We start from the raw sequence: 18,767 nt of genomic DNA, 5'->3' as shown, positions 1-18,767 counted from the left end.
CCTGCGTCACCGCGCAGCGGCGAACGCCTCGTAGACCTTCTTGGGGATCCGGCCGCGGGCCGGCACCTCCAGCTTGTTGGCCTGGGCCCAGGCCCGGACGGCCGCCGGGTCCGGGGCGACCTCCGTCTGCTTGTACGCCTTGCCTGACTTCGACCGCTTGCGGCCGGCCTCCACGTACGGCGCGAGCGCCTTACGCAGTTTCTTGGCATTGGCTTCATTCAGGTCGATCTCGTACGACTTGCCGTCGAGTCCGAAGGCGATCGTTTCCGCCGCTTCTGAGCCGTCGATGTCGTCAAAGAGAGTGACCACGACCTTCTGCGCCACGAATATCGGTCCCTTCGTCCGGCACCTCATACAGCTCAGCTGGGATGACGTGCCGAGTCTTCGGCTTTTTGCCAATTCATTTGTACAGTGCCCGGCAATGCAATGTGAAGCCCGACTAAATCTGTCCGCGTGTCCGAGCGCAATAGCTATCTGCGGTTGATCGGGGATCTTTCCCGTAACTTTTCGTGAACGCGCCCCCTCGATACCCCATCGTGACGGCTGTCACGTAGGTTCCTACAACTCTACTCGCGTAGAAATTTTGTGCGGGTAGTCTGAAGGAACCTGCTCAGCACCACACACCGGGAGTGCCAGTGGCACGCGTCGTAGTCGACGTCATGCTCAAGCCGGAGATCCTCGACCCCCAGGGCCAGGCGGTGCAGCGCGCACTGCCGCGGCTGGGTTTCGAAGGCATCTCCGACGTACGTCAGGGAAAGCGTTTCGAACTGGAAGTTGACGGGCCGGTCGACGAGGCCGCGCTCGCCCGCATCCACGATCTTGCGGAATCCTTCCTCGCCAACACCGTGATCGAGGACTTCACCGTCAAGGTGGAGGAAGTCGCGGAGGCCGTGAAGTGACCGCTCGTATCGGCGTCGTCACTTTCCCGGGGAGCCTCGACGACCGGGACACCCAGCGCGCGATCCGCCTCGCGGGTGCCGAACCGGTCGCCCTCTGGCACAAGGACAAGGACCTCAAGCAGGTCGACGCCGTGGTGCTGCCCGGCGGTTTCTCCTACGGCGACTATCTGCGGGCCGGCGCCATCTCCCGCTTCTCGCCGGTGATGGAGACCGTCATCGAGCAGGCGAAGGCCGGCCTTCCGGTCCTCGGCATCTGCAACGGCTTCCAGATCCTCACCGAGGCCCATCTGCTGCCCGGCGGCATGCTCGGCAACGACCACCTGCACTTCATCTGCCGCGACCAGAAGCTGCGGGTGGAGAACGCGGGCACGGCCTGGACCAGCGACTACGAGCAGGGCCAGGAGATCCACATCCCGCTGAAGAACATGGACGGCCGCTATGTGGCCGACCAGTACACGCTGGACAAGCTGGAGGCCGAGGGGCGCGTCGCCTTCCGCTACCTCGACTTCAACCCGAACGGCTCGCTCAACGACATCGCCGGCATCACCAACGAGGCCGGCAACGTCGTAGGCCTGATGCCGCACCCGGAGCACGCCGTGGAGCCGCTCATCGGCACCGGCCGCACCGACGGCCTCCCCTTCTTCACCTCGATCCTCAAGAAGCTGGTCAACGCATGAGCCGGACGCCACTGGACACGGTCGAGCACGCGGCCGCGACCCCCGACGTCGAGCTGCCCTGGGCCGAACTCGGCCTGAAGAAGGACGAGTACGAGCGCGTGGTCGAGATCCTCGGCCGCCGGCCCACCGGTGCCGAGCTCGCCATGTACTCGGTCATGTGGTCCGAGCACTGCTCGTACAAGTCGTCGAAGGTGCACCTGCGCCAGTTCGGCGAGAAGGCCCCCGAGTCCGACGCGATGCTCGTCGGCATCGGCGAGAACGCCGGTGTCGTGGACGTCGGCCAGGGTTACGCGGTCACCTTCAAGGTCGAGTCGCACAACCACCCGTCGTACGTCGAGCCCTACCAGGGCGCGGCCACCGGCGTCGGCGGCATCGTGCGCGACATCATCGCGATGGGCGCCCGGCCGGTCGCGGTCGTGGACCCGCTGCGGTTCGGCGCCGCCGACCACCCCGACACCAAGCGCGTCCTGCCCGGCGTCGTCGCCGGCATCGGCGGCTACGGCAACTGTCTGGGCCTGCCCAACATCGGCGGCGAGGTCGTCTTCGACTCCTGCTACCAGGGCAACCCGCTGGTCAACGCCGGTGCCATCGGCGTCATGCGGCACGAGGACATCCACCTCGCGAAGGCCTCCGGCGCGGGCAACAAGGTCATCCTGTACGGGGCCCGCACGGGCGGTGACGGCATCGGCGGCGCGTCGATCCTCGCTTCCGAGACCTTCGACGACGCGAAGCCCTCCAAGCGCCCCGCCGTCCAGGTGGGCGACCCCTTCCAGGAGAAGCTCCTCATCGAGTGCACCCTGGAGGCGTTCAAGGAGAAGCTGGTCGTCGGCATCCAGGACCTGGGCGCGGCGGGCCTGTCCTGCGCCACCTCCGAGCTGGCCTCCAACGGCTCCGGCGGCATGCGCGTGACCCTGGACGACGTACCCCTGCGTGACTCGACGCTCTCGCCCGAGGAGATCCTCATGAGCGAGTCGCAGGAGCGCATGTGCGCGGTCGTCGAGCCGGAGAAGGTCGACCGGTTCCTGGAGATCTGCGCGAAGTGGGATGTCATCGCCACCGTCATCGGTGAGGTCACCGACGGCGACCGCCTGGAGATCTACTGGCACGGCGGCAAGATCGTCGACGTCGACCCGCGGACCGTGGCGCACGAGGGCCCGGTCTACGAGCGCCCGTACGCCCGCCCGTCCTGGCAGGACGAGCTCCAGGCCGACGACGCGAACAAGCTGCCGCGGCCGGAGACGAGCGAGGAGCTGAAGGACCAGGTCCTGAAGCTGGTCGGCTCCCCGAACCAGGCCTCCAAGAAGTGGATCACCTCGCAGTACGACCACTTCGTGCAGGGCAATACCGTCCTCGCCCAGCCCGAGGACTCCGGCATGATCCGCATCGACGAGGAGACCGGCCTCGGCGTCGCCATCGCGACCGACGGCAACGGCCGGTACGCCAAGCTGGACCCGTACGCGGGCGCCCAGCTGGCCCTCGCCGAGGCCTACCGCAACGTCGCCACGACCGGCGCCAAGCCGCTCGCGGTCTCCGACTGCCTGAACTTCGGCTCGCCCGAGGACCCGGCGGTGATGTGGCAGTTCGCGGAGGCGGTGCGCGGACTGGCGGACGCCTGCCAGCAGCTCGGCACGCCGGTGACCGGCGGCAACGTCTCGCTCTACAACCAGACGGGCGAGGCGGCCATCCACCCCACGCCGGTGGTGGCGGTCCTGGGCGTGATCGACGACGTGGCGCGCCGTACGCCGGTCGCCTTCCAGGAGGAGGGCCAGCTGCTCTACCTCCTCGGCGACACGCGTGAGGAGTTCGGCGGTTCGGCCTGGTCGCAGGTCGTGCACGACCACCTCGGTGGGCTGCCGCCCAAGGTCGACCTGGAGCGCGAGCGCCTGCTCGCCGAGATCCTGATCTCCGCCTCTCGCGACGGCATGATCGACTCCGCGCACGACCTGTCCGACGGCGGCCTGATCCAGGCGGTCGTCGAGTCGGCGCTGCTCGGCGGCAAGGGCGCCCGCCTGATCGTTCCGGACGGGCTCGACGCCTTCACCTTCCTCTTCTCCGAGTCGGCGGGGCGTGCGGTCGTCGCCGTGCCGCGCTCCGAGGAGGTCCGCTTCAACGACATGTGCGGTGCGCGGGGCCTGCCGGCCACCCGTATCGGTGTCGTCGACGGCGACCGTGTCGAGCTCCAGGGCGAGTTCGCGCTCACCCTGGAGGAGCTGCGGAAGGCCCACGAGGAGACCATCCCGGCGCTGCTCGCCTGAGTTCCGTACCCCCGAAGCCCCCGTCCGGTCCGCCGGGCGGGGGCTTCGTCGTGCGCCGGTCCGCGCGCGATTCTCTGCTTGCACGTAATTACGTAGTTCCGTAATATCGAGGTGTGGAACTCGAGCAACGCGTCGCCGACCTGGAGCGACGGCTGGCAGCGCTGGAGAACGCGCAGCACACCGCCCCCCGCCTCGGCGAGGGTGACTTCTGGGCCCTGCAGGGGCTCAAGGAGCAGCTGGCGCAGCTGAAAGCGGCCGACGGAGGAGTGCTGTTCACCGGCGCCGTTCGGCTGCCGACCGGGGAGCAGTACGAGTGGCAGCACGGCGCGCTGACCGAGGGCCTGCTGGACGACGACTGGGCGGGCGCCGCCGAGTCGTTCGCGGCGCTCGGCCATCCGGTGCGGCTGCGGCTGCTGCGCGAGGTCATCGGCGGCCGGCGCACCGCGGCAGAACTGGCCGCACTGGAGGAGATCGGCACGACCGGCCAGATCTACCACCACCTGCGCCAGCTCACCGGCACCGGCTGGCTCCACACGACCGGCCGCGGCCGCTACGAGGTGCCGCCGGGGCGGGTCGTACCGCTGCTGGTGGCGCTGTCGGCGGCCCGCCCGTAACCGAACCGAACTGGGGGAACGTTGTCCGCACGCAAACTCGTCAAGATCGTCTACCGCCTGCTGCAGCTGACGTTCATCGGCCTGGTGATCGCCCACGCCGCACTGGACCTGGGCTATCCCTGGTGGTGGAACTTCGCGCCGATCGCCCTGTCCTACCTGATCCTCGTCGTGGCCCACAGGTGGGGCGGCGCACCGGACAGTCCCCGCGCGGCCCGGGAACCGGTCGAGGTCGACCCGCCCGTCACCGGCCGCTGGCTCGCGCTGAACAGCCCGGCCGACCGCACCCCGAGCCACGGCACCCACGCCTACGGCCAGACCTACGCCATCGACGTCGTCGCCGAGCCCGAGCCGGACACCCGTCCCGGCTTCCGCATGCTGTGGCCGCTCGCCCGCCGAGCCGACGCCTTCCCGGCGTTCGGCGCCCCGCTCCTCGCCGTGGCCGACGCCACCGTCGTCCGGGCCGTCGACAGCCAGCGCGACCACCTCAGCCGCACCTCGCTGCCCGCGCTGCTGTACCTGATGGCCGTGGAGGCGTCCGTGCGCGACCTGGCCGGCGTCAGGCGGATCGTCGGCAACCACCTGATCCTCGACCTCGGCGACGGCACCTACGCGCTCTACGCCCACCTGCGACGCGGCTCGCTCACCGTCCGCGAGGGCGACCGGGTGACCGCCGGACAGCCGCTGGCCCGCTGCGGCAACTCGGGCAACACCACCGAGCCCCACCTCCACTTCCAGCTGATGGACGGCCCCGACCCGGACACCGCCCGCGGCGTCCCCTTCACCTGGCGCGGCATCGGCGTCCCCCGCAACCGCGAGACCTTCGAGGTGCCCACGACAACATCGCAGCCCGCATAGGCTGCCGCCATGTCCCCGGCCAAGAAGCGCGCCCGTACCTACGACCCCGCCAAGATCCGCGCCGCGGTGCTCACCCAGTTCGGGAACGTACGGCAGGCCGTACGCACCCTCACGGACGAGCAGCTCGCCCTCCCCACCCGCCTGGCGGGCTGGACCGTACGGGACCTGGCCGCGCACGTGACCATGGCCGTGGAGACCGTCAGCCGCAACCTCGACCGGGACGAGCCGGCGAAGGCCGAGCTCACCCTCCTGGAGTGGCCCTTCGCCACCGCCGCCCGCGCCGGTGACATCGCCGACGGCACCCGTGACCTGGCCGCCGCCAGCCCCGACCTCGACGCCCTCTACGCCCGCACCGAGGAACGCCTGAGGCAACGGCTCGCGGACGCGCCCGGCGACCGCCTCCTCGCCGCCCGAACCGGCGCGATGACCCTCGCCGACTACCTGGTCACCCGTACCGTCGAGCTCGTCGTCCATACCGACGACCTGAACGCGGCCGTCCCCGGCCTCGGCATCCCCCACGACCGTCAGGCCCTCGCCGCCTGTACCCGCCTCCTCGCCGACGCCCTCGCCGCCAAGGCGCCCGGCGGCTCGACCGAGGTGCGGATCCCGCCGTACGCGGTCGTGCAGTGCGTCGAGGGGCCGAGGCACACCCGGGGGACCCCGCCGAACGTCGTCGAGACCGACCCGCTGACCTGGATCCGGCTCGCGACCGGGCGGACGGGGTGGCGGGAGGCCCTCGCGCAGGCCAAGGTCAGCGCGAGCGGGGAGCGGGCCGACCTGGGCGGGCTGCTGCCGCTCATGGGGTGACGGCCGGCAAGCGCAACCGTGACGGCCGGCAAGCGGAACCGAGCGGAACCGGTCCCGTGTCCCTCCCGTCCCACCGGCATGAACACACTCGGCATGGACAAGCAGCGACTGGCCGCCCTCACCGCGCTGACCCTCCTCCCGCTCGCCGTCGCCTGCGGCAGCGAGAAGGCGGGCAGCGACTCGGTCGGTGCCGGCGTGTCGGCCTCCGCGACGGGCGTCCACTGGGCCGTCGAGGACATCACCGTCGACGGAAAGAGGAGCAAGGCGCCGGGCGACGCCTACCTGCGCATCGCCGACGGCGGCAAGGTCAAGGGCAACCTCGGCTGCAACAACTTCGGCGCCGAAGCCGCCTTCGAGGACAACCACGTCACCTTCGACCGGATGAGGGCGACCGAGATGGCCTGCGAGGGCGTCCCCCCGGCCTTCGAGGAGAGCCTCGCCCGCACCCTCTCCGACGGCGACCTCACCGCCTCCCTCACGAGCGATCGCCTGACCCTCACCACGGCCGACGGCGACCGCGTCACCCTCACCAAGCAGGAGGCGGCCCCCTTCTACGGCACGAAGTGGACCATCACCAGCCCCGACACCGACGGCAAGGCCCACCTCACCTTCGACGAGAAGACCGGACAGGTCGGCGGCAGCCTCGGCTGCAACAAGGTGAAGGCCGAGGCGACGGTCCGCGACGGCCGTATCACGCTCGGCACCGCGTCCACCACGCGCATGATGTGCGACACCTCACTCATGAATACGGAGAAGACTCTCCTGGGCCTCTTCGACGGCACGGTGAAGTACGAACTGGATCACCGCAATCTCGTCCTGACCAGCGAAAACGGCGAGCACATCAACGCCACCGCCGCTGAGTGATCCTTTACGGCAGCGCTGATCAGGTATTCCCCAATTCGGACCAGTGGTCGATCTCGCCTACACTCGGTGGCGTGCCACGTGGTGACGGTCGACTCAATCACGATCTGCTCCCCGGCGAGAAAGGCCCCCAGGACGCATGCGGCGTCTTCGGTGTCTGGGCTCCGGGCGAAGAGGTCGCAAAGCTCACGTACTTCGGGCTCTACGCCCTCCAGCATCGGGGCCAGGAATCCGCGGGAATCGCGGTCAGCAACGGCTCCCAGATCCTCGTCTTCAAGGACATGGGCCTCGTCTCCCAGGTCTTCGACGAGACCTCGCTCGGTTCGCTCCAGGGTCACATCGCGGTCGGACACGCCCGCTACTCGACCACCGGCGCCTCCGTGTGGGAGAACGCCCAGCCGACGTTCCGCGCCACCGCGCACGGCTCCATCGCGCTCGGCCACAACGGCAACCTCGTCAACACCGCCCAGCTCGCGGAGATGGTCGCCGACCTGCCCAAGCAGGAAGGCGGCCGCACGCCGCGCGTGGCGGCCACCAACGACACCGACCTGCTGACCGCGCTGCTCGCGGCCCAGGTCGACGAGGACGGCAAGCCGCTGACCATCGAGGAGGCCGCCCACCAGGTCCTCCCGCAGGTCAAGGGCGCCTTCAGCCTCGTCTTCATGGACGAGCACACCCTCTACGCCGCCCGCGACCCGCAGGGCATTCGCCCGCTGGTCCTCGGCCGCCTGGAGCGCGGCTGGGTCGCCGCGTCCGAGTCCGCCGCCCTCGACATCGTCGGCGCCAGCTACGTCCGCGAGATCGAGCCGGGCGAGTTCGTCGCCATCGACGAGAACGGCCTGCGCACCTCCCGATTCGCGGAAGCGAAGCCCAAGGGCTGTGTCTTCGAGTACGTCTACCTGGCCCGCCCCGACACCGACATCGCCGGCCGCAACGTCTACCTCTCCCGCGTGGAGATGGGCCGCCGCCTGGCCAAGGAAGCCCCGGTCGAGGCCGACCTGGTGATACCGACTCCGGAGTCCGGCACCCCGGCCGCCATCGGCTACGCGGAGGCGTCCGGCATCCCCTTCGGCGCCGGCCTGGTCAAGAACGCGTACGTCGGCCGTACGTTCATCCAGCCCTCGCAGACCATCCGCCAGCTCGGCATCCGCCTGAAGCTGAACCCGCTGAAGGAAGTCATCAAGGGCAAGCGTCTGGTCGTCGTCGACGACTCGATCGTGCGCGGCAACACCCAGCGCGCCCTGGTCCGCATGCTCCGCGAGGCGGGCGCCGCCGAGGTCCACATCCGGATCTCCTCGCCGCCCGTGAAGTGGCCCTGCTTCTTCGGCATCGACTTCGCCACCCGCGCCGAGCTCATCGCCAACGGCATGACGATCGAGGAGATCGGCACCTCGCTGGGCGCCGACTCCCTGGCGTACATCTCCATCGACGGCATGATCGAGGCGACCACCATCGCCAAGCCGAACCTGTGCCGCGCCTGCTTCGACGGCGAGTACCCGATGGAGCTCCCGGACCCCGAGCTGCTCGGCAAGCAGCTGCTGGAGACGGAGCTGGCCGCCGGCCCGGCCGCCACGGCCGCCGCCGACGCGATCCGCCGTCCGTAGACAGCCCGCAATACCTGCTGTACGACACGAAGGTTCTCATTAGCCATGTCTGAGACAACTGGTGCCAGCTACGCAGCCGCGGGCGTCGACATCGAAGCGGGCGACCGCGCGGTCGAGCTGATGAAGGAGTGGGTGAAGAAGACCCAGCGCCCCGAGGTCCTCGGCGGCCTCGGCGGTTTCGCCGGCCTCTTCGACGCCTCCGCCCTCAAGCGCTACGAGCGCCCGCTGCTCGCCTCCGCCACCGACGGTGTGGGCACCAAGGTCGACATCGCGCGCCGGCTGGGCGTCTACGACACCATCGGCCACGACCTGGTCGCCATGGTCATGGACGACATCGTGGTGTGCGGCGCCGAGCCGCTGTTCATGACCGACTACATCTGCGTCGGCAAGGTCCACCCCGAGCGGGTCGCCGCCATCGTCAAGGGCATCGCCGAGGGCTGTGTGCTGGCCGGCTGCGCCCTGGTGGGCGGTGAGACGGCCGAGCACCCGGGTCTGCTGGGCGAGGACGACTTCGACGTGGCGGGCGCCGGTACGGGCGTCGTGGAGGCCGACCGGCTGCTGGGCCCGGATCGCATCCGTACGGGTGACGCGGTGATCGCCATGGCGGCGTCCGGTCTTCACTCGAACGGGTACTCGCTGGTCCGCCATGTCCTGCTGAACGAGGCCGGCCTGGCCCTGGACGCACGGATCGACGAGCTCGGCCGCACCCTCGGCGAGGAGCTGCTGGAGCCGACCAAGATCTACTCGCTGGACTGCCTGGCCCTCACCCGCACCACCGAGGTCCACGCCTTCAGCCACGTCACCGGCGGCGGCCTCGCGGCCAACCTGGCCCGGGTGATCCCGGACACCCTGCACGCGATCGTCGACCGCTCCACCTGGACCCCGGCCCCGATCTTCGACCTCGTCGGCAAGACCGGTCAGGTCGAGCGCCTGGAGCTGGAGAAGACCCTGAACATGGGCGTCGGCATGATCGCGATCGTGCCGGAGGAGTCCGCGGACGTGGCCCTCGCGACGCTGGCCGACCGAGGCGTGGACGCCTGGGTCGCCGGCGAGATCACCGACCGCGGTGACCACGAGTCGGGCGCGGCCCTGGTGGGCGACTACGCGAGCTGAAGCCCCGCAGGCAGCACAGAACCCGGTCGGTGACCGAGGTCACCGACCGGGTGAGTGCTCAATGCAAGGTCAAGCGCCGCGACGCTGCTCCGAGGGGTCCTCGTCCTGATCCTCGTCGTCGTCCCCATAGAGGTCGGCGTACTTCGAGTACAGGTCGTCGTCGTCCTGCTCATCGTCCTCGAAACGATCGCCGTTCGGCGACTGATTCGATGTCGATGCGCCCAGCTCTTCAGCCAGGCGTGAGAGGTCAGTCCCACCGCTGTTGTACTTCAGCTGGCGGGCGACCTTCGTCTGCTTGGCCTTGGCCCGGCCGCGCCCCATGGCTCGACCCCCTCAACGACGGGGCTCGACGGCCCCAGAGTCTGACACGCGTTCATGATCCGGAACGGACTCTCCGTGGAGAGGCCGGTCCGTAGGGCTTCCACGGTACCTGAGCCCGCGCCCATACGGTACGTCGCCCGCAGCACAGGCGTGTGCACAGGACCTTCGAGGTGCCCTGTCCTCGCTGGTCAACCGCGATTTTAACCACTTATCGGCGGTCGACCCGCCGGTAGAAGTGAGAGTTCTCTCCAACTTCCACCGACGGGTACCGGCCAAACCCGTGTTATCGGGCTGGCCCCGCGACGCAGGCGGATCAGCGTGCCCCGCGCGCCTCCGCCATCCGCTGCTCGGCGATCCGGTCGGCCGCGGCGGCCGGCGGAATCCCGTCCGTCTTCGCACGTGCGAATATGGCCAGCGTGGTGTCGTAGATCTTCGCGGCCTTCGCCTTGCACCGCTCGAAGTCGAAGCCGTGCAGCTCGTCGGCGACCTGGATGACACCGCCGGCGTTCACCACGTAGTCGGGCGCGTAGAGGATCCCGCGGTCGGCGAGGTCCTTCTCGACGCCCGGGTGGGCGAGCTGGTTGTTGGCCGCGCCGCACACCACCCTGGCGGTCAGCACCGGCACGGTGTCGTCGTTCAGGGCCCCGCCGAGCGCGCACGGGGCGTAGATGTCGAGGTCCTCGACGCGGATCAGGGTCGCGGTGTCGGCGACGGCCGTCACGCCCGTCGGATGGGCCGCGAGGATCCGGCCCACGGCCTCCTCGCGCACGTCCGTGATGACGACCTCGGCGCCCTCCGCCCGCAGGTGCTCCACCAGGTGGTGGCCGACCTTGCCGACACCGGCGATGCCGACCTTGCGGCCGCGCAGCGACGGGTCGCCCCACAGGTGCTGGGCGGAGGCCCGCATGCCCTGGTAGACGCCGAAGGCGGTGAGCACGGAGGAGTCGCCCGCGCCGCCGTTCTCCGGGGAGCGCCCGGTCGTCCAGCGGCACTCACGGGCCACGACGTCCATGTCGGCGACATACGTGCCGACGTCGCAGGCGGTGACGTAGCGACCGCCCAGCGAGGCCACGAACCGGCCGTAGGCCAGCAGCAGCTCCTCGGTCTTGATCCGGTCCGGGTCCCCGATGATCACGGCCTTGCCGCCGCCGTGGTCGAGCCCGGCCATGGCGTTCTTGTACGACATCCCGCGCGCGAGGTTCAGGGCGTCGGCGACGGCCTCCTCCTCGGTCGCGTACGGGTAGAAGCGCGTACCGCCCAGCGCGGGGCCCAGGGCGGTGGAGTGGATGGCGATGACGGCCTTGAGGCCGCTGGCGCGGTCCTGGCAGAGCACGACCTGCTCATGACCCCCCTGATCCGAGTGGAAGAGGGTGTGCAGGACGCCGTGTGTTACGTCGGTCACTGTGGTGACTCCTGAGTACGTTGCGGCGATCGGAGCGAGCTCCCGTACGGGTGGCGGGGGCTGTGAGCATGAGATTAGACCCGCGAGCGCCCACCCATCCCGCAGTGCTCAGGATCACCTACTCCTGGAGTAAGGCCGTGCGACGATTTGCATAGTTTTCCCGCTGGTTTGTCAGCGGGTCCCGCAGGTTTTCCCGGCAGACGGCAGGGGAGAGAGCAGGCGTGCCCAAGGTGTCCTCGGTGGTCGTCCCGTACGCGACCTATCTGCGCGTGTACGAACCGCTGGCCGCCTTCCCGGAGCCCGAGCGCGATCACTGGGCCCGCTACGCCCGCCGCCCCGACCGCCCCTCGTACCAGGACGAACTGCGCCGCTCCCTCGCCGACTTGCTGCCCACCCCGCCCATTGCGGTGCCGGTGCACGAGAGCAGCGACGCCTTCGTGCTGGAGGTCGACGGGGTGCTGTGCGTGTGCCCGTGGCGGACCCGGCTGCGGGGCTGGCAGGCGCTCGGGGAGCTGGGCGAGGAGCTGCCCAAGCCGGTCCTGGACGCGGTGCTGCCGCCCCTCGTACGGCGCCAGGCGGCTCAGGACTACGAGCGCTGGCTGGCCCGCAACCCGGACGCCCGGCCCTGGATCCGCACCTCGACCTGGCAGGTGCCCCTGCACTGGTTCGTGCTGGTGTCGGACGAGGAGCGGCGCTTCGAGAAGGGCTCGGCCGAGATCCCGCCGATGCTGCGCTACCGGACGCCGATGGTGCAGGCCCGGCGGCGGGTGGCGCGGGCCCTGAGGACGCTGAGGGACGCCATCGACGAGGGGCCGCTCATCGACGGCCTGGTGGACGTCGGGCGCTGGCTGGAGGAGTTCCATCCGCGCTCGCTGGTCGAGCTGGACTACGGCGGCCTGGTGCACACCCTGTCGGCCGGCGACCTGGAGGACGATCACTCGGCGGCCGATGTGGCCGACGGCATCGAGGCGCTGCGGCACGGTGACGGGGCGGCCGCGGGGGCGGCCTACGGGCGGCTCGTGGAGCGCTGGCGGGCAGTGCGGGACCGGCGGTCGGCGAACTGAGCGGTCCGCCGGGTGATCCGGGGCGAGGGGCCGGCGGGCGGAACCGGTGTGACGTAACGAACTGGCGTTTGACGAGACGCCCGTTTTGGGGTTTCGTGCTCGCACTGAGGTTCCTGATGTCTCGTCAACAACGGACGTAGGGTCCGATCCGGGCGTATCCGTCAAGAGTGCTTCAACGCGCGTAAGCGTGACGGACCGCACGTACGCGGCCCTTGCGCCGGTAACCCCTCCTCGTGCCAAAATAGGACAAGGAGTCCGGGGAGGGCTCTCTCTCGACATTGCACGCTTTGGGGGGTCTTGAGACTCCTGCACGCCACTGTGACTGATCGTCACAGTGGCGTGACTGTCCGCTATGGCATGGTCCATCGGCTTCCGTCGCTGATGAACACCTGGGAGGGCAATTCCATCGGTTTGGCCGACGCGGCTGGACAGATGGTGTAGTTGTAGTGCCGAGGACAAGCCGTTCGTCCTATAACCGACTCGACTCGCGTCCGCCATTTCGGGCAACGCGGGTCAAGGTGCAGAATTTAGAGGAAAGAACCGAGAAGGTTCGGTTCTCCCGAGGAGGCCGCTCATGACCGCTCGCACCCCTGATGCCGAGCCGCTGCTGACCCCGGCTGAGGTCGCCACCATGTTCCGCGTCGACCCCAAGACGGTCACGCGGTGGGCGAAGGCCGGGAAGCTCACGTCCATCCGTACGCTCGGCGGGCACCGCCGCTACCGCGAGGCCGAGGTCCGCGCTCTGCTGGCGGGCATCCCGCAGCAGCGCAGCGAGGCCTGAACAACTGCATAACCCGGGCAAACCGGCAGTTCCCCCAACTGCCGCGGCGCCCGAACCCTAGCTCCAAGCGACGCGGGTTCTGCCCCAACAGAGCCCACGCCCAAGCCGAACAGAGCACTGCAGGCACGCAACAAGGGTGCGTCGTCGATCGCGCTGGACTCCGCCGGGTCCAGCGCGATCTTTTTTGTGCGCGGACCGTGTGCCGGCCGGCACTCCTGTGGGCGGGCTTGTCGGACTCTGGGGAGGGGTGTCGGGTCTCCTGTGGACGCGCCCTGGACGGTCACGGGGGCGCGGCGGGCGACCCCTGGAAGCTGGTGCAATTGCACATATTAAATTGACCAGTTGTAGGTGGGGTGTAAGTACCGCACTTCCAGAAACTCATGCGGTGACACCCGTCACATGCCACAGTGCTTGTTGCCCCCGGCCTATGTGCGCTACAGGGAGCCGAGTGCTCCAGAGCCCCCATGACAGGCGGCAGTTGGCGCCGGCGACGGTCACGCGGTGGACGGCGTCTCGTCCTCGACGACCTCGTCCGGGACTGTCCGAGCGGTACGCGGAGGAGAAGCCATCGCCAGCCGCAACAGGTGATGGCAGATCGGGCAGTGGCGGGTGAGATGCCGATACGAGGAGGCGGCCGCCAGGTGCGCGCGGAGAAGTGCCCGCGTCTCGTGCCTAGCCGATGCCGCCATACGCCACCTCCGGGGGGTCACGCGGAAAGGTGCCCTGAGTTCTGGGTACCGAGCGAATGTGACTCCGTCAAGGTGGCGCGGAGCTCCGCCGGGGGCGTTCAGGGCCTAGTTGCCAGGCCCAGGCCCCCGGACACGAAGAAGGCCCGCACCCCAGGGGGTGCGGGCCTTCTTCCTTCGCTGCGGTCCTGACGGGATTTGAACCCGCGGCCTCCACCTTGACAGGGTGGCGAGCACTCCAAACTGCTCCACAGGACCAGGTTTCGCTGCGCGATTCTTGCGTTGCGCTGCGAGAAGAGACTGTACAGGAGGGTGAGCCCCCTGGTCGAACTCACCCAACGTACACGCCCCGTTACGGCGCCAGCGCGTCGATCGTCTTCACGATCCGCTTGTCGGAGATCGGGTACGCCGTACCGAGCGCATGGGCGAAGTAACTGACGCGGAGCTCCTCCAGCATCCAGCGCACGTCCAGAACCTGCTGCGGGACCGGACGGCCCTGCGGCATCTGCTCCAGGAGCCAGGCGTACTCGTCCTGCATCTCGTGGACCTTCTCCATGCGGGTCGTGTCGCGCTGGACGTTCGTCGGCATCTGCTGCAGCCGACGGTCCACCGCGATCAGGTACCGCATCAGGTCGGGCAGACGCCGCAGACCCGCCTCCGTCACGAAACCGGGCCGTACAAGGGCGTCCAGCTGCTTCCGTACGTCCGTGAGGTTCGCGAGCAGCGCAGGGCTGCGTACGGCCTTCAGACGGCGCTCAGCGGCCTGCCAGGCGGCGAGGACCTGCTGCACCTGCGCCACCGTACGGACCGTCGTGTCGACGATCTCGGCCCGCACCCGGTCGTACAGCTTCCGATACGACTCCTCGTCCCACGCCGGCCCCCCGAAGTCACCGATCAGCTTGTCCGCCGCCGCCATCGCACAGTCCTCGAAGAGCGCCTGGATCGAGCCGTGCGGATTGGCCGACAGGGCCAGCTTCTGGGCGTTCGTCAGCTTCTCGGACGCGAACTTCGCCGGATTCACCGGGATGTTGCGCAGGATCAGCCGACGCGTGCCCTTCCACATCGCCTGCGCCTGCTCCGCCTCCGTGTCGAAGAGGCGGACCGACACCGTGTCCCCGTCGTCCACCAGCGCCGGGTACGCCTTCACCGGCTGGCCGGCCCGCCGGGTCTCGAAGACACGGGTGAGCGTGCCGATGGTCCAGTCGGCCAGACCCTCGCGTTCCAGGGACTCGCCGCCCTCGCGGGACGCGGTGGCCGCCGCGGCCTGCGAGAGGGCCTTGCGCGCCTTCGGCTTCAGCCGGAGCTTCAAAGCCTCCAGATCCTTGTCCTCGGCCAGCTTGCGACGCCGCTCGTCGACGATCCGGAACGTGATGCGCAGATGATCCGGAACCTTCGACCAGTCGAAGTCGTCCGCCGTGAACGGGACACCGACCATGCGCCTCAGCTCCCGCGCCATGGTCACCGTCAGCGGCTCCTGCAAAGGCACCGCCTTCTCCAGGAACGCCTTCGCATAGTTCGGCGCCGGCACGTAACTGCGGCGGATCGGCTTGGGGAGAGAACGGATCAGCTCCGTCACCAGTTCCTCACGCAGACCCGGGATCTGCCAGTCGAAACCCTCGTCCGTGACCTGGTTCAGCACCTGAAGAGGGATGTGGACCGTGACACCGTCCGCGTCCGCACCCGGCTCGAACTGGTACGTGACCCGGAACTTCAACGGCCCCTGACGCCAGGAGTCCGGATAGTCCGACTTGGTGACCGCCTCGGCCGACTCCCGGATGAGCATCTCCCGCTCGAAGTCCAGATAGTCCGGCTGCTCGTGCCGCTTGCGCTTCCACCAGGAGTCGAAGTGCGCGCCGGACACAACGTGTTCGGGCACCCTCTGGTCATAGAAGTCGAACAGCGTCTCGTCGTCCACGACGATGTCCCGGCGCCGCGCACGATGCTCCAACTCCTCGACCTCACTGAGGAGTTTGCGATTGTCCGCGAAGAACTTGTGGTGGGTGCGCCAGTCACCCTCGACCAGGGCGTTGCGGATGAACAGCTCGCGGCTGACCTCCGGATCGACCCGCCCGTAGTTGACCTTGCGCTGCGCGATGATCGGAACGCCGTACAGCGTGACCTTCTCGTACGCCATCACAGCCGCCTGGTCCTTCTCCCAGTGCGGCTCCGAATACGTGCGCTTGAGAAGGTGCCCGGCGAGCGGCTCCACCCACTCCGGCTCGATCTTCGCGTTGACCCGGGCCCACAGGCGACTCGTCTCCACCAGCTCCGCCGACATCACGAAGCGCGGGGGCTTCTTGAACAGGGCCGAACCCGGGAAGATCGCGAACTTCGCGTTGCGGGCACCGAGATACTCGTTGCGGCCGCCGTCCTTGCGCGCGCCGGCGCCGGAGTCCTTGGACTCCTTCACATCCTTCATACCGATGTGGGAGAGGAGACCGGCGAGCAGAGAGACATGGATACGGTCGGCGGGGGCGTCGTCCTCGTTGAGGTGGATGCCCATCTGCTTGGCAACCGTCCGCAGCTGGGAGTAAATGTCCTGCCATTCGCGAATGCGCAGGAAGTTCAGATACTCCTGCTTGCACATCCGGCGGAACGACGACGAACCGCGCTCCTTCTGCTGCTCACGGATGTACCGCCAGAGATTCAGATACGCGAGGAAGTCGCTCGTCTCGTCCTTGAAACGGGCATGCTGCTGGTCCGCCTGGGTCTGCTTGTCGGCGGGACGCTCCCGTGGATCCTGGATGGAGAGCGCGGCCGCTATGACCATGACCTCGCGGACACAGCCGTTCCGGTCGGCCTCCAGCACCATGCGGGCCAGCCGCGGGTCGACCGGCAGCTGAGCCAGCTTGCGACCGGTGTCCGTCAGCCGCTTGCGCACGTCCTTCTGCGACGGATCCAGCGCACCGAGCTCCTGCAGGAGCTGCACACCGTCACGGATGTTGCGATGATCCGGCGGATCGATGAACGGGAACTTCTCGATGTCGCCGAGACCGGCCGCCGTCATCTGCAGGATCACGGAAGCCAGGTTCGTCCGCAGGATCTCCGCGTCCGTGAACTCCGGGCGGGCGAGGAAATCGTCCTCCGAGTACAGCCGGATACAGATTCCGTCACTCGTCCGCCCACAGCGGCCCTTGCGCTGATTGGCACTGGCCTGGGAGATCGGTTCGATCGGCAGCCGCTGGACCTTCGTGCGATGGCTGTAGCGGCTGATCCGGGCGAAGCCGGGGTCGATGACGTACTTGATACCGGGCACCGTGAGGGAGGTCTCGGCGACGTTGGTCGCCAGAACGATCCTGCGACCGGTGTGCGGCTGGAAGACACGATGCTGCTCGGCGTGCGAGAGACGGGCGTAGAGCGGCAGGACTTCGGTGAAGCGGTACTGCTTCTTCGTCAGGGCGTCCGCCGTGTCCCGGATCTCCCGCTCCCCTGAGAGGAAGACCAGAATGTCGCCCTGCCCCTCACCCATCAGCTCCTCGACGGCGTCCGTGATCGCGGTGATCTGATCCCGGTCCGCGTCATCGCCGTCCTCTTCGAGGAGAGGCCGGTAGCGCACCTCCACCGGATACGTCCGCCCGCTCACCTCGATGATCGGCGCATCACCGAAGTGCCGGGAGAAACGCTCGGGATCGATGGTCGCCGACGTGATGACGACCTTCAGATCCGGCCGCTTCGGCAGCAGCTGGGCCAGATACCCGAGCAGAAAGTCGATGTTGAGAGACCGCTCATGGGCCTCGTCGATGATGATCGTGTCGTAGGCACGCAGCTCACGATCCGTCTGGATCTCGGCGAGCAGGATGCCGTCGGTCATCAGCTTGATAAACGTGGCGTCCGGATTCACCTGATCGGTGAAACGAACCTTCCAGCCGACCGACTCGCCCAGCGGAGTGTCCAGCTCCTCGGCCACCCGCTCCGCGACCGTACGAGCGGCAATACGGCGGGGCTGCGTGTGCCCGATCATGCCGCGCACACCACGCCCGAGCTCAAGACAGATCTTCGGAATCTGGGTCGTCTTACCGGACCCGGTCTCACCCGCCACGATCACCACCTGGTGATCACGGATCGCGGCCGCGATGTCGTCCTTCTTCTGACTGACGGGCAGCTGCTCGGGATACCTGACGGCGGGCACACGGGTGCGCCGCGCGGCGATACGCTCCTCACCCCTGGCGATCTCCGCCTCGATCTCCGCGAGCACGGCGGCCCGCGCCTCCGGCTTACGGATCTTGCGCGCACCTTCGAGCCGCCGACCGAGCCGATGCGCATCGCGCAGGGAGAGCTCGGTCAGACGGGGGGCGAGGGGGCCGAGGGCGGGGGCAGGCTGCGTAGACATACGCGATCCAGGATCTCATCCCGGCGAAATCCATGGCGAACGCTTTTGCCTCCGGCGGTTTTGCCTCCGGCGGTGGAGCGGGGTCCGCGACGCGGAGCACATGGAAGCAGCCCCTCTGGGAGATCCCGGAGGGGCTGTCCTGACGGTGGCTGGGGCCGGGGTCGAACCGGCGACCTTCCGCTTTTCAGGCGGACGCTCGTACCAACTGAGCTACCCAGCCGTCAAGGCCTTTTGTAAAGCCTTTGCGGTCCTGACGGGATTTGAACCCGCGGCCTCCACCTTGACAGGGTGGCGAGCACTCCAAACTGCTCCACAGGACCAAGCGATGTGTACGACAGTGTCGCACACCGTACTGCGTGCCCCCAACGGGATTCGAACCCGTGCTACCGCCTTGAAAGGGCGGCGTCCTAGGCCGCTAGACGATGAGGGCTATCGGCCCGCCTGGGCGCTTCTCAGCGCGTCGGGGACGTGAGAAGCATATGGGATGGCGGGAGGTAT

At 68.6% G+C, this 18,767-nt stretch carries 16 protein-coding genes and 4 tRNA genes; 11 read left to right on the top strand and 9 right to left on the bottom strand.

The features are described 5' to 3' along the window. Positions 1-6: 6 nt before the first annotated feature. Positions 7-324: a histone-like nucleoid-structuring protein Lsr2 gene (locus AQI70_RS05835; protein WP_003999969.1), complete on the bottom strand. Its 318-nt coding sequence runs from the start codon at positions 322-324 to the stop codon at positions 7-9. Between the two features lie 311 nt (positions 325-635). Between AQI70_RS05835 and purS the strand changes: the two genes are divergently transcribed. From purS to purM, 9 genes are all read left to right on the top strand, one after another. Further along, positions 636-899, top strand: a complete 264-nt coding sequence (gene purS, locus AQI70_RS05830; RefSeq protein WP_003999970.1) for a phosphoribosylformylglycinamidine synthase subunit PurS — start codon at positions 636-638, stop codon at positions 897-899. Then, complete coding sequence (purQ, locus tag AQI70_RS05825; RefSeq protein ID WP_062145212.1) at positions 896-1,576, top strand: phosphoribosylformylglycinamidine synthase subunit PurQ; 681 nt, start codon at positions 896-898, stop codon at positions 1,574-1,576. Before purS ends, purQ begins: the two co-directional genes overlap by 4 nt. Continuing rightward, a complete protein-coding gene (gene purL / locus AQI70_RS05820) occupies positions 1,573-3,831 on the top strand; it encodes a phosphoribosylformylglycinamidine synthase subunit PurL (RefSeq protein WP_062145210.1) in 2,259 nt (752 codons plus the stop codon). Before purQ ends, purL begins: the two co-directional genes overlap by 4 nt. Before the next feature lie 113 nt (positions 3,832-3,944). Next, positions 3,945-4,445 carry an ArsR/SmtB family transcription factor gene (locus AQI70_RS05815; protein WP_062145208.1) on the top strand — a complete coding sequence of 167 codons (501 nt, stop codon included), beginning with the start codon at positions 3,945-3,947 and terminating at the stop codon, positions 4,443-4,445. A 21-nt stretch (positions 4,446-4,466) separates the two neighbouring features. Then, complete coding sequence (locus AQI70_RS05810) at positions 4,467-5,300, top strand: M23 family metallopeptidase (RefSeq protein ID WP_062145206.1); 834 nt, start codon at positions 4,467-4,469, stop codon at positions 5,298-5,300. A 9-nt stretch (positions 5,301-5,309) separates the two neighbouring features. Beyond that, positions 5,310-6,107, top strand: coding sequence for a maleylpyruvate isomerase family mycothiol-dependent enzyme (locus tag AQI70_RS05805; RefSeq protein ID WP_062145205.1), 798 nt, complete (start codon positions 5,310-5,312; stop codon positions 6,105-6,107). Positions 6,108-6,200: 93 nt separating this feature from the next. Beyond that, positions 6,201-6,971, top strand: a complete 771-nt coding sequence (locus AQI70_RS05800) for an META domain-containing protein (RefSeq protein ID WP_062146442.1) — start codon at positions 6,201-6,203, stop codon at positions 6,969-6,971. Between the two features lie 71 nt (positions 6,972-7,042). After that, the gene (purF, locus tag AQI70_RS05795; RefSeq protein ID WP_062145203.1) at positions 7,043-8,572 is read left to right on the top strand and encodes an amidophosphoribosyltransferase; all 1,530 of its coding nucleotides are present in this window, start codon (positions 7,043-7,045) and stop codon (positions 8,570-8,572) included. A 45-nt stretch (positions 8,573-8,617) separates the two neighbouring features. Beyond that, positions 8,618-9,685 carry a phosphoribosylformylglycinamidine cyclo-ligase gene (purM, locus tag AQI70_RS05790; protein WP_062145201.1) on the top strand — a complete coding sequence of 356 codons (1,068 nt, stop codon included), beginning with the start codon at positions 8,618-8,620 and terminating at the stop codon, positions 9,683-9,685. Positions 9,686-9,754: 69 nt separating this feature from the next. Here the strand turns inward: purM and AQI70_RS05785 are convergent, their stop codons facing one another. Then, positions 9,755-10,006: a DUF3073 domain-containing protein gene (locus AQI70_RS05785; protein WP_003999979.1), complete on the bottom strand. Its 252-nt coding sequence runs from the start codon at positions 10,004-10,006 to the stop codon at positions 9,755-9,757. 313 nt (positions 10,007-10,319) lie between these two features. Beyond that, positions 10,320-11,408 carry a Leu/Phe/Val dehydrogenase gene (locus AQI70_RS05780; RefSeq protein WP_062145199.1) on the bottom strand — a complete coding sequence of 363 codons (1,089 nt, stop codon included), beginning with the start codon at positions 11,406-11,408 and terminating at the stop codon, positions 10,320-10,322. Between the two features lie 221 nt (positions 11,409-11,629). Between AQI70_RS05780 and AQI70_RS05775 the strand changes: the two genes are divergently transcribed. Continuing rightward, entirely contained in the window at positions 11,630-12,472 is an 843-nt protein-coding gene (locus tag AQI70_RS05775) for a DUF8083 family protein (RefSeq protein WP_062145197.1), read from the top strand. 574 nt (positions 12,473-13,046) lie between these two features. After that, on the top strand, positions 13,047-13,253 hold the full coding sequence (gene bldC / locus AQI70_RS05770) for a developmental transcriptional regulator BldC (protein ID WP_003949541.1): 207 nt from the start codon (positions 13,047-13,049) through the stop codon (positions 13,251-13,253). 494 nt (positions 13,254-13,747) lie between these two features. Here bldC and AQI70_RS37050 read toward each other — a convergent pair whose 3' ends face one another. The 6 genes from AQI70_RS37050 to AQI70_RS05745 all read right to left on the bottom strand — a co-directional run bounded on the left by AQI70_RS37050 (position 13,748) and on the right by AQI70_RS05745 (position 18,699). Next, entirely contained in the window at positions 13,748-13,942 is a 195-nt protein-coding gene (locus AQI70_RS37050; protein WP_078504169.1) for a DUF6274 family protein, read from the bottom strand. Between the two features lie 180 nt (positions 13,943-14,122). Next, positions 14,123-14,197 (bottom strand) — tRNA-Asp (locus AQI70_RS05765). A gap of 94 nt (positions 14,198-14,291) precedes the next feature. After that, positions 14,292-18,269 (bottom strand): ATP-dependent RNA helicase HrpA, encoded by a 3,978-nt coding sequence (gene hrpA, locus AQI70_RS05760; protein ID WP_062145195.1) that lies wholly within the window; start codon positions 18,267-18,269, stop codon positions 14,292-14,294. A 146-nt stretch (positions 18,270-18,415) separates the two neighbouring features. After that, positions 18,416-18,489 (bottom strand) — tRNA-Phe (locus AQI70_RS05755). A gap of 25 nt (positions 18,490-18,514) precedes the next feature. Continuing rightward, positions 18,515-18,589 (bottom strand) — tRNA-Asp (locus tag AQI70_RS05750). 37 nt (positions 18,590-18,626) lie between these two features. Then, positions 18,627-18,699 (bottom strand) — tRNA-Glu (locus tag AQI70_RS05745). Between the last annotated feature and the right edge of the window lie 68 nt (positions 18,700-18,767).

It is taken from the genome of Streptomyces curacoi (genome assembly GCF_001513975.1).
Taxonomy (GTDB): domain Bacteria; phylum Actinomycetota; class Actinomycetes; order Streptomycetales; family Streptomycetaceae; genus Streptomyces; species Streptomyces curacoi.
The sequence above is the reverse complement of the archived record's forward strand: the minus strand, read 5'-3'. Positions and strand labels throughout refer to the sequence as shown.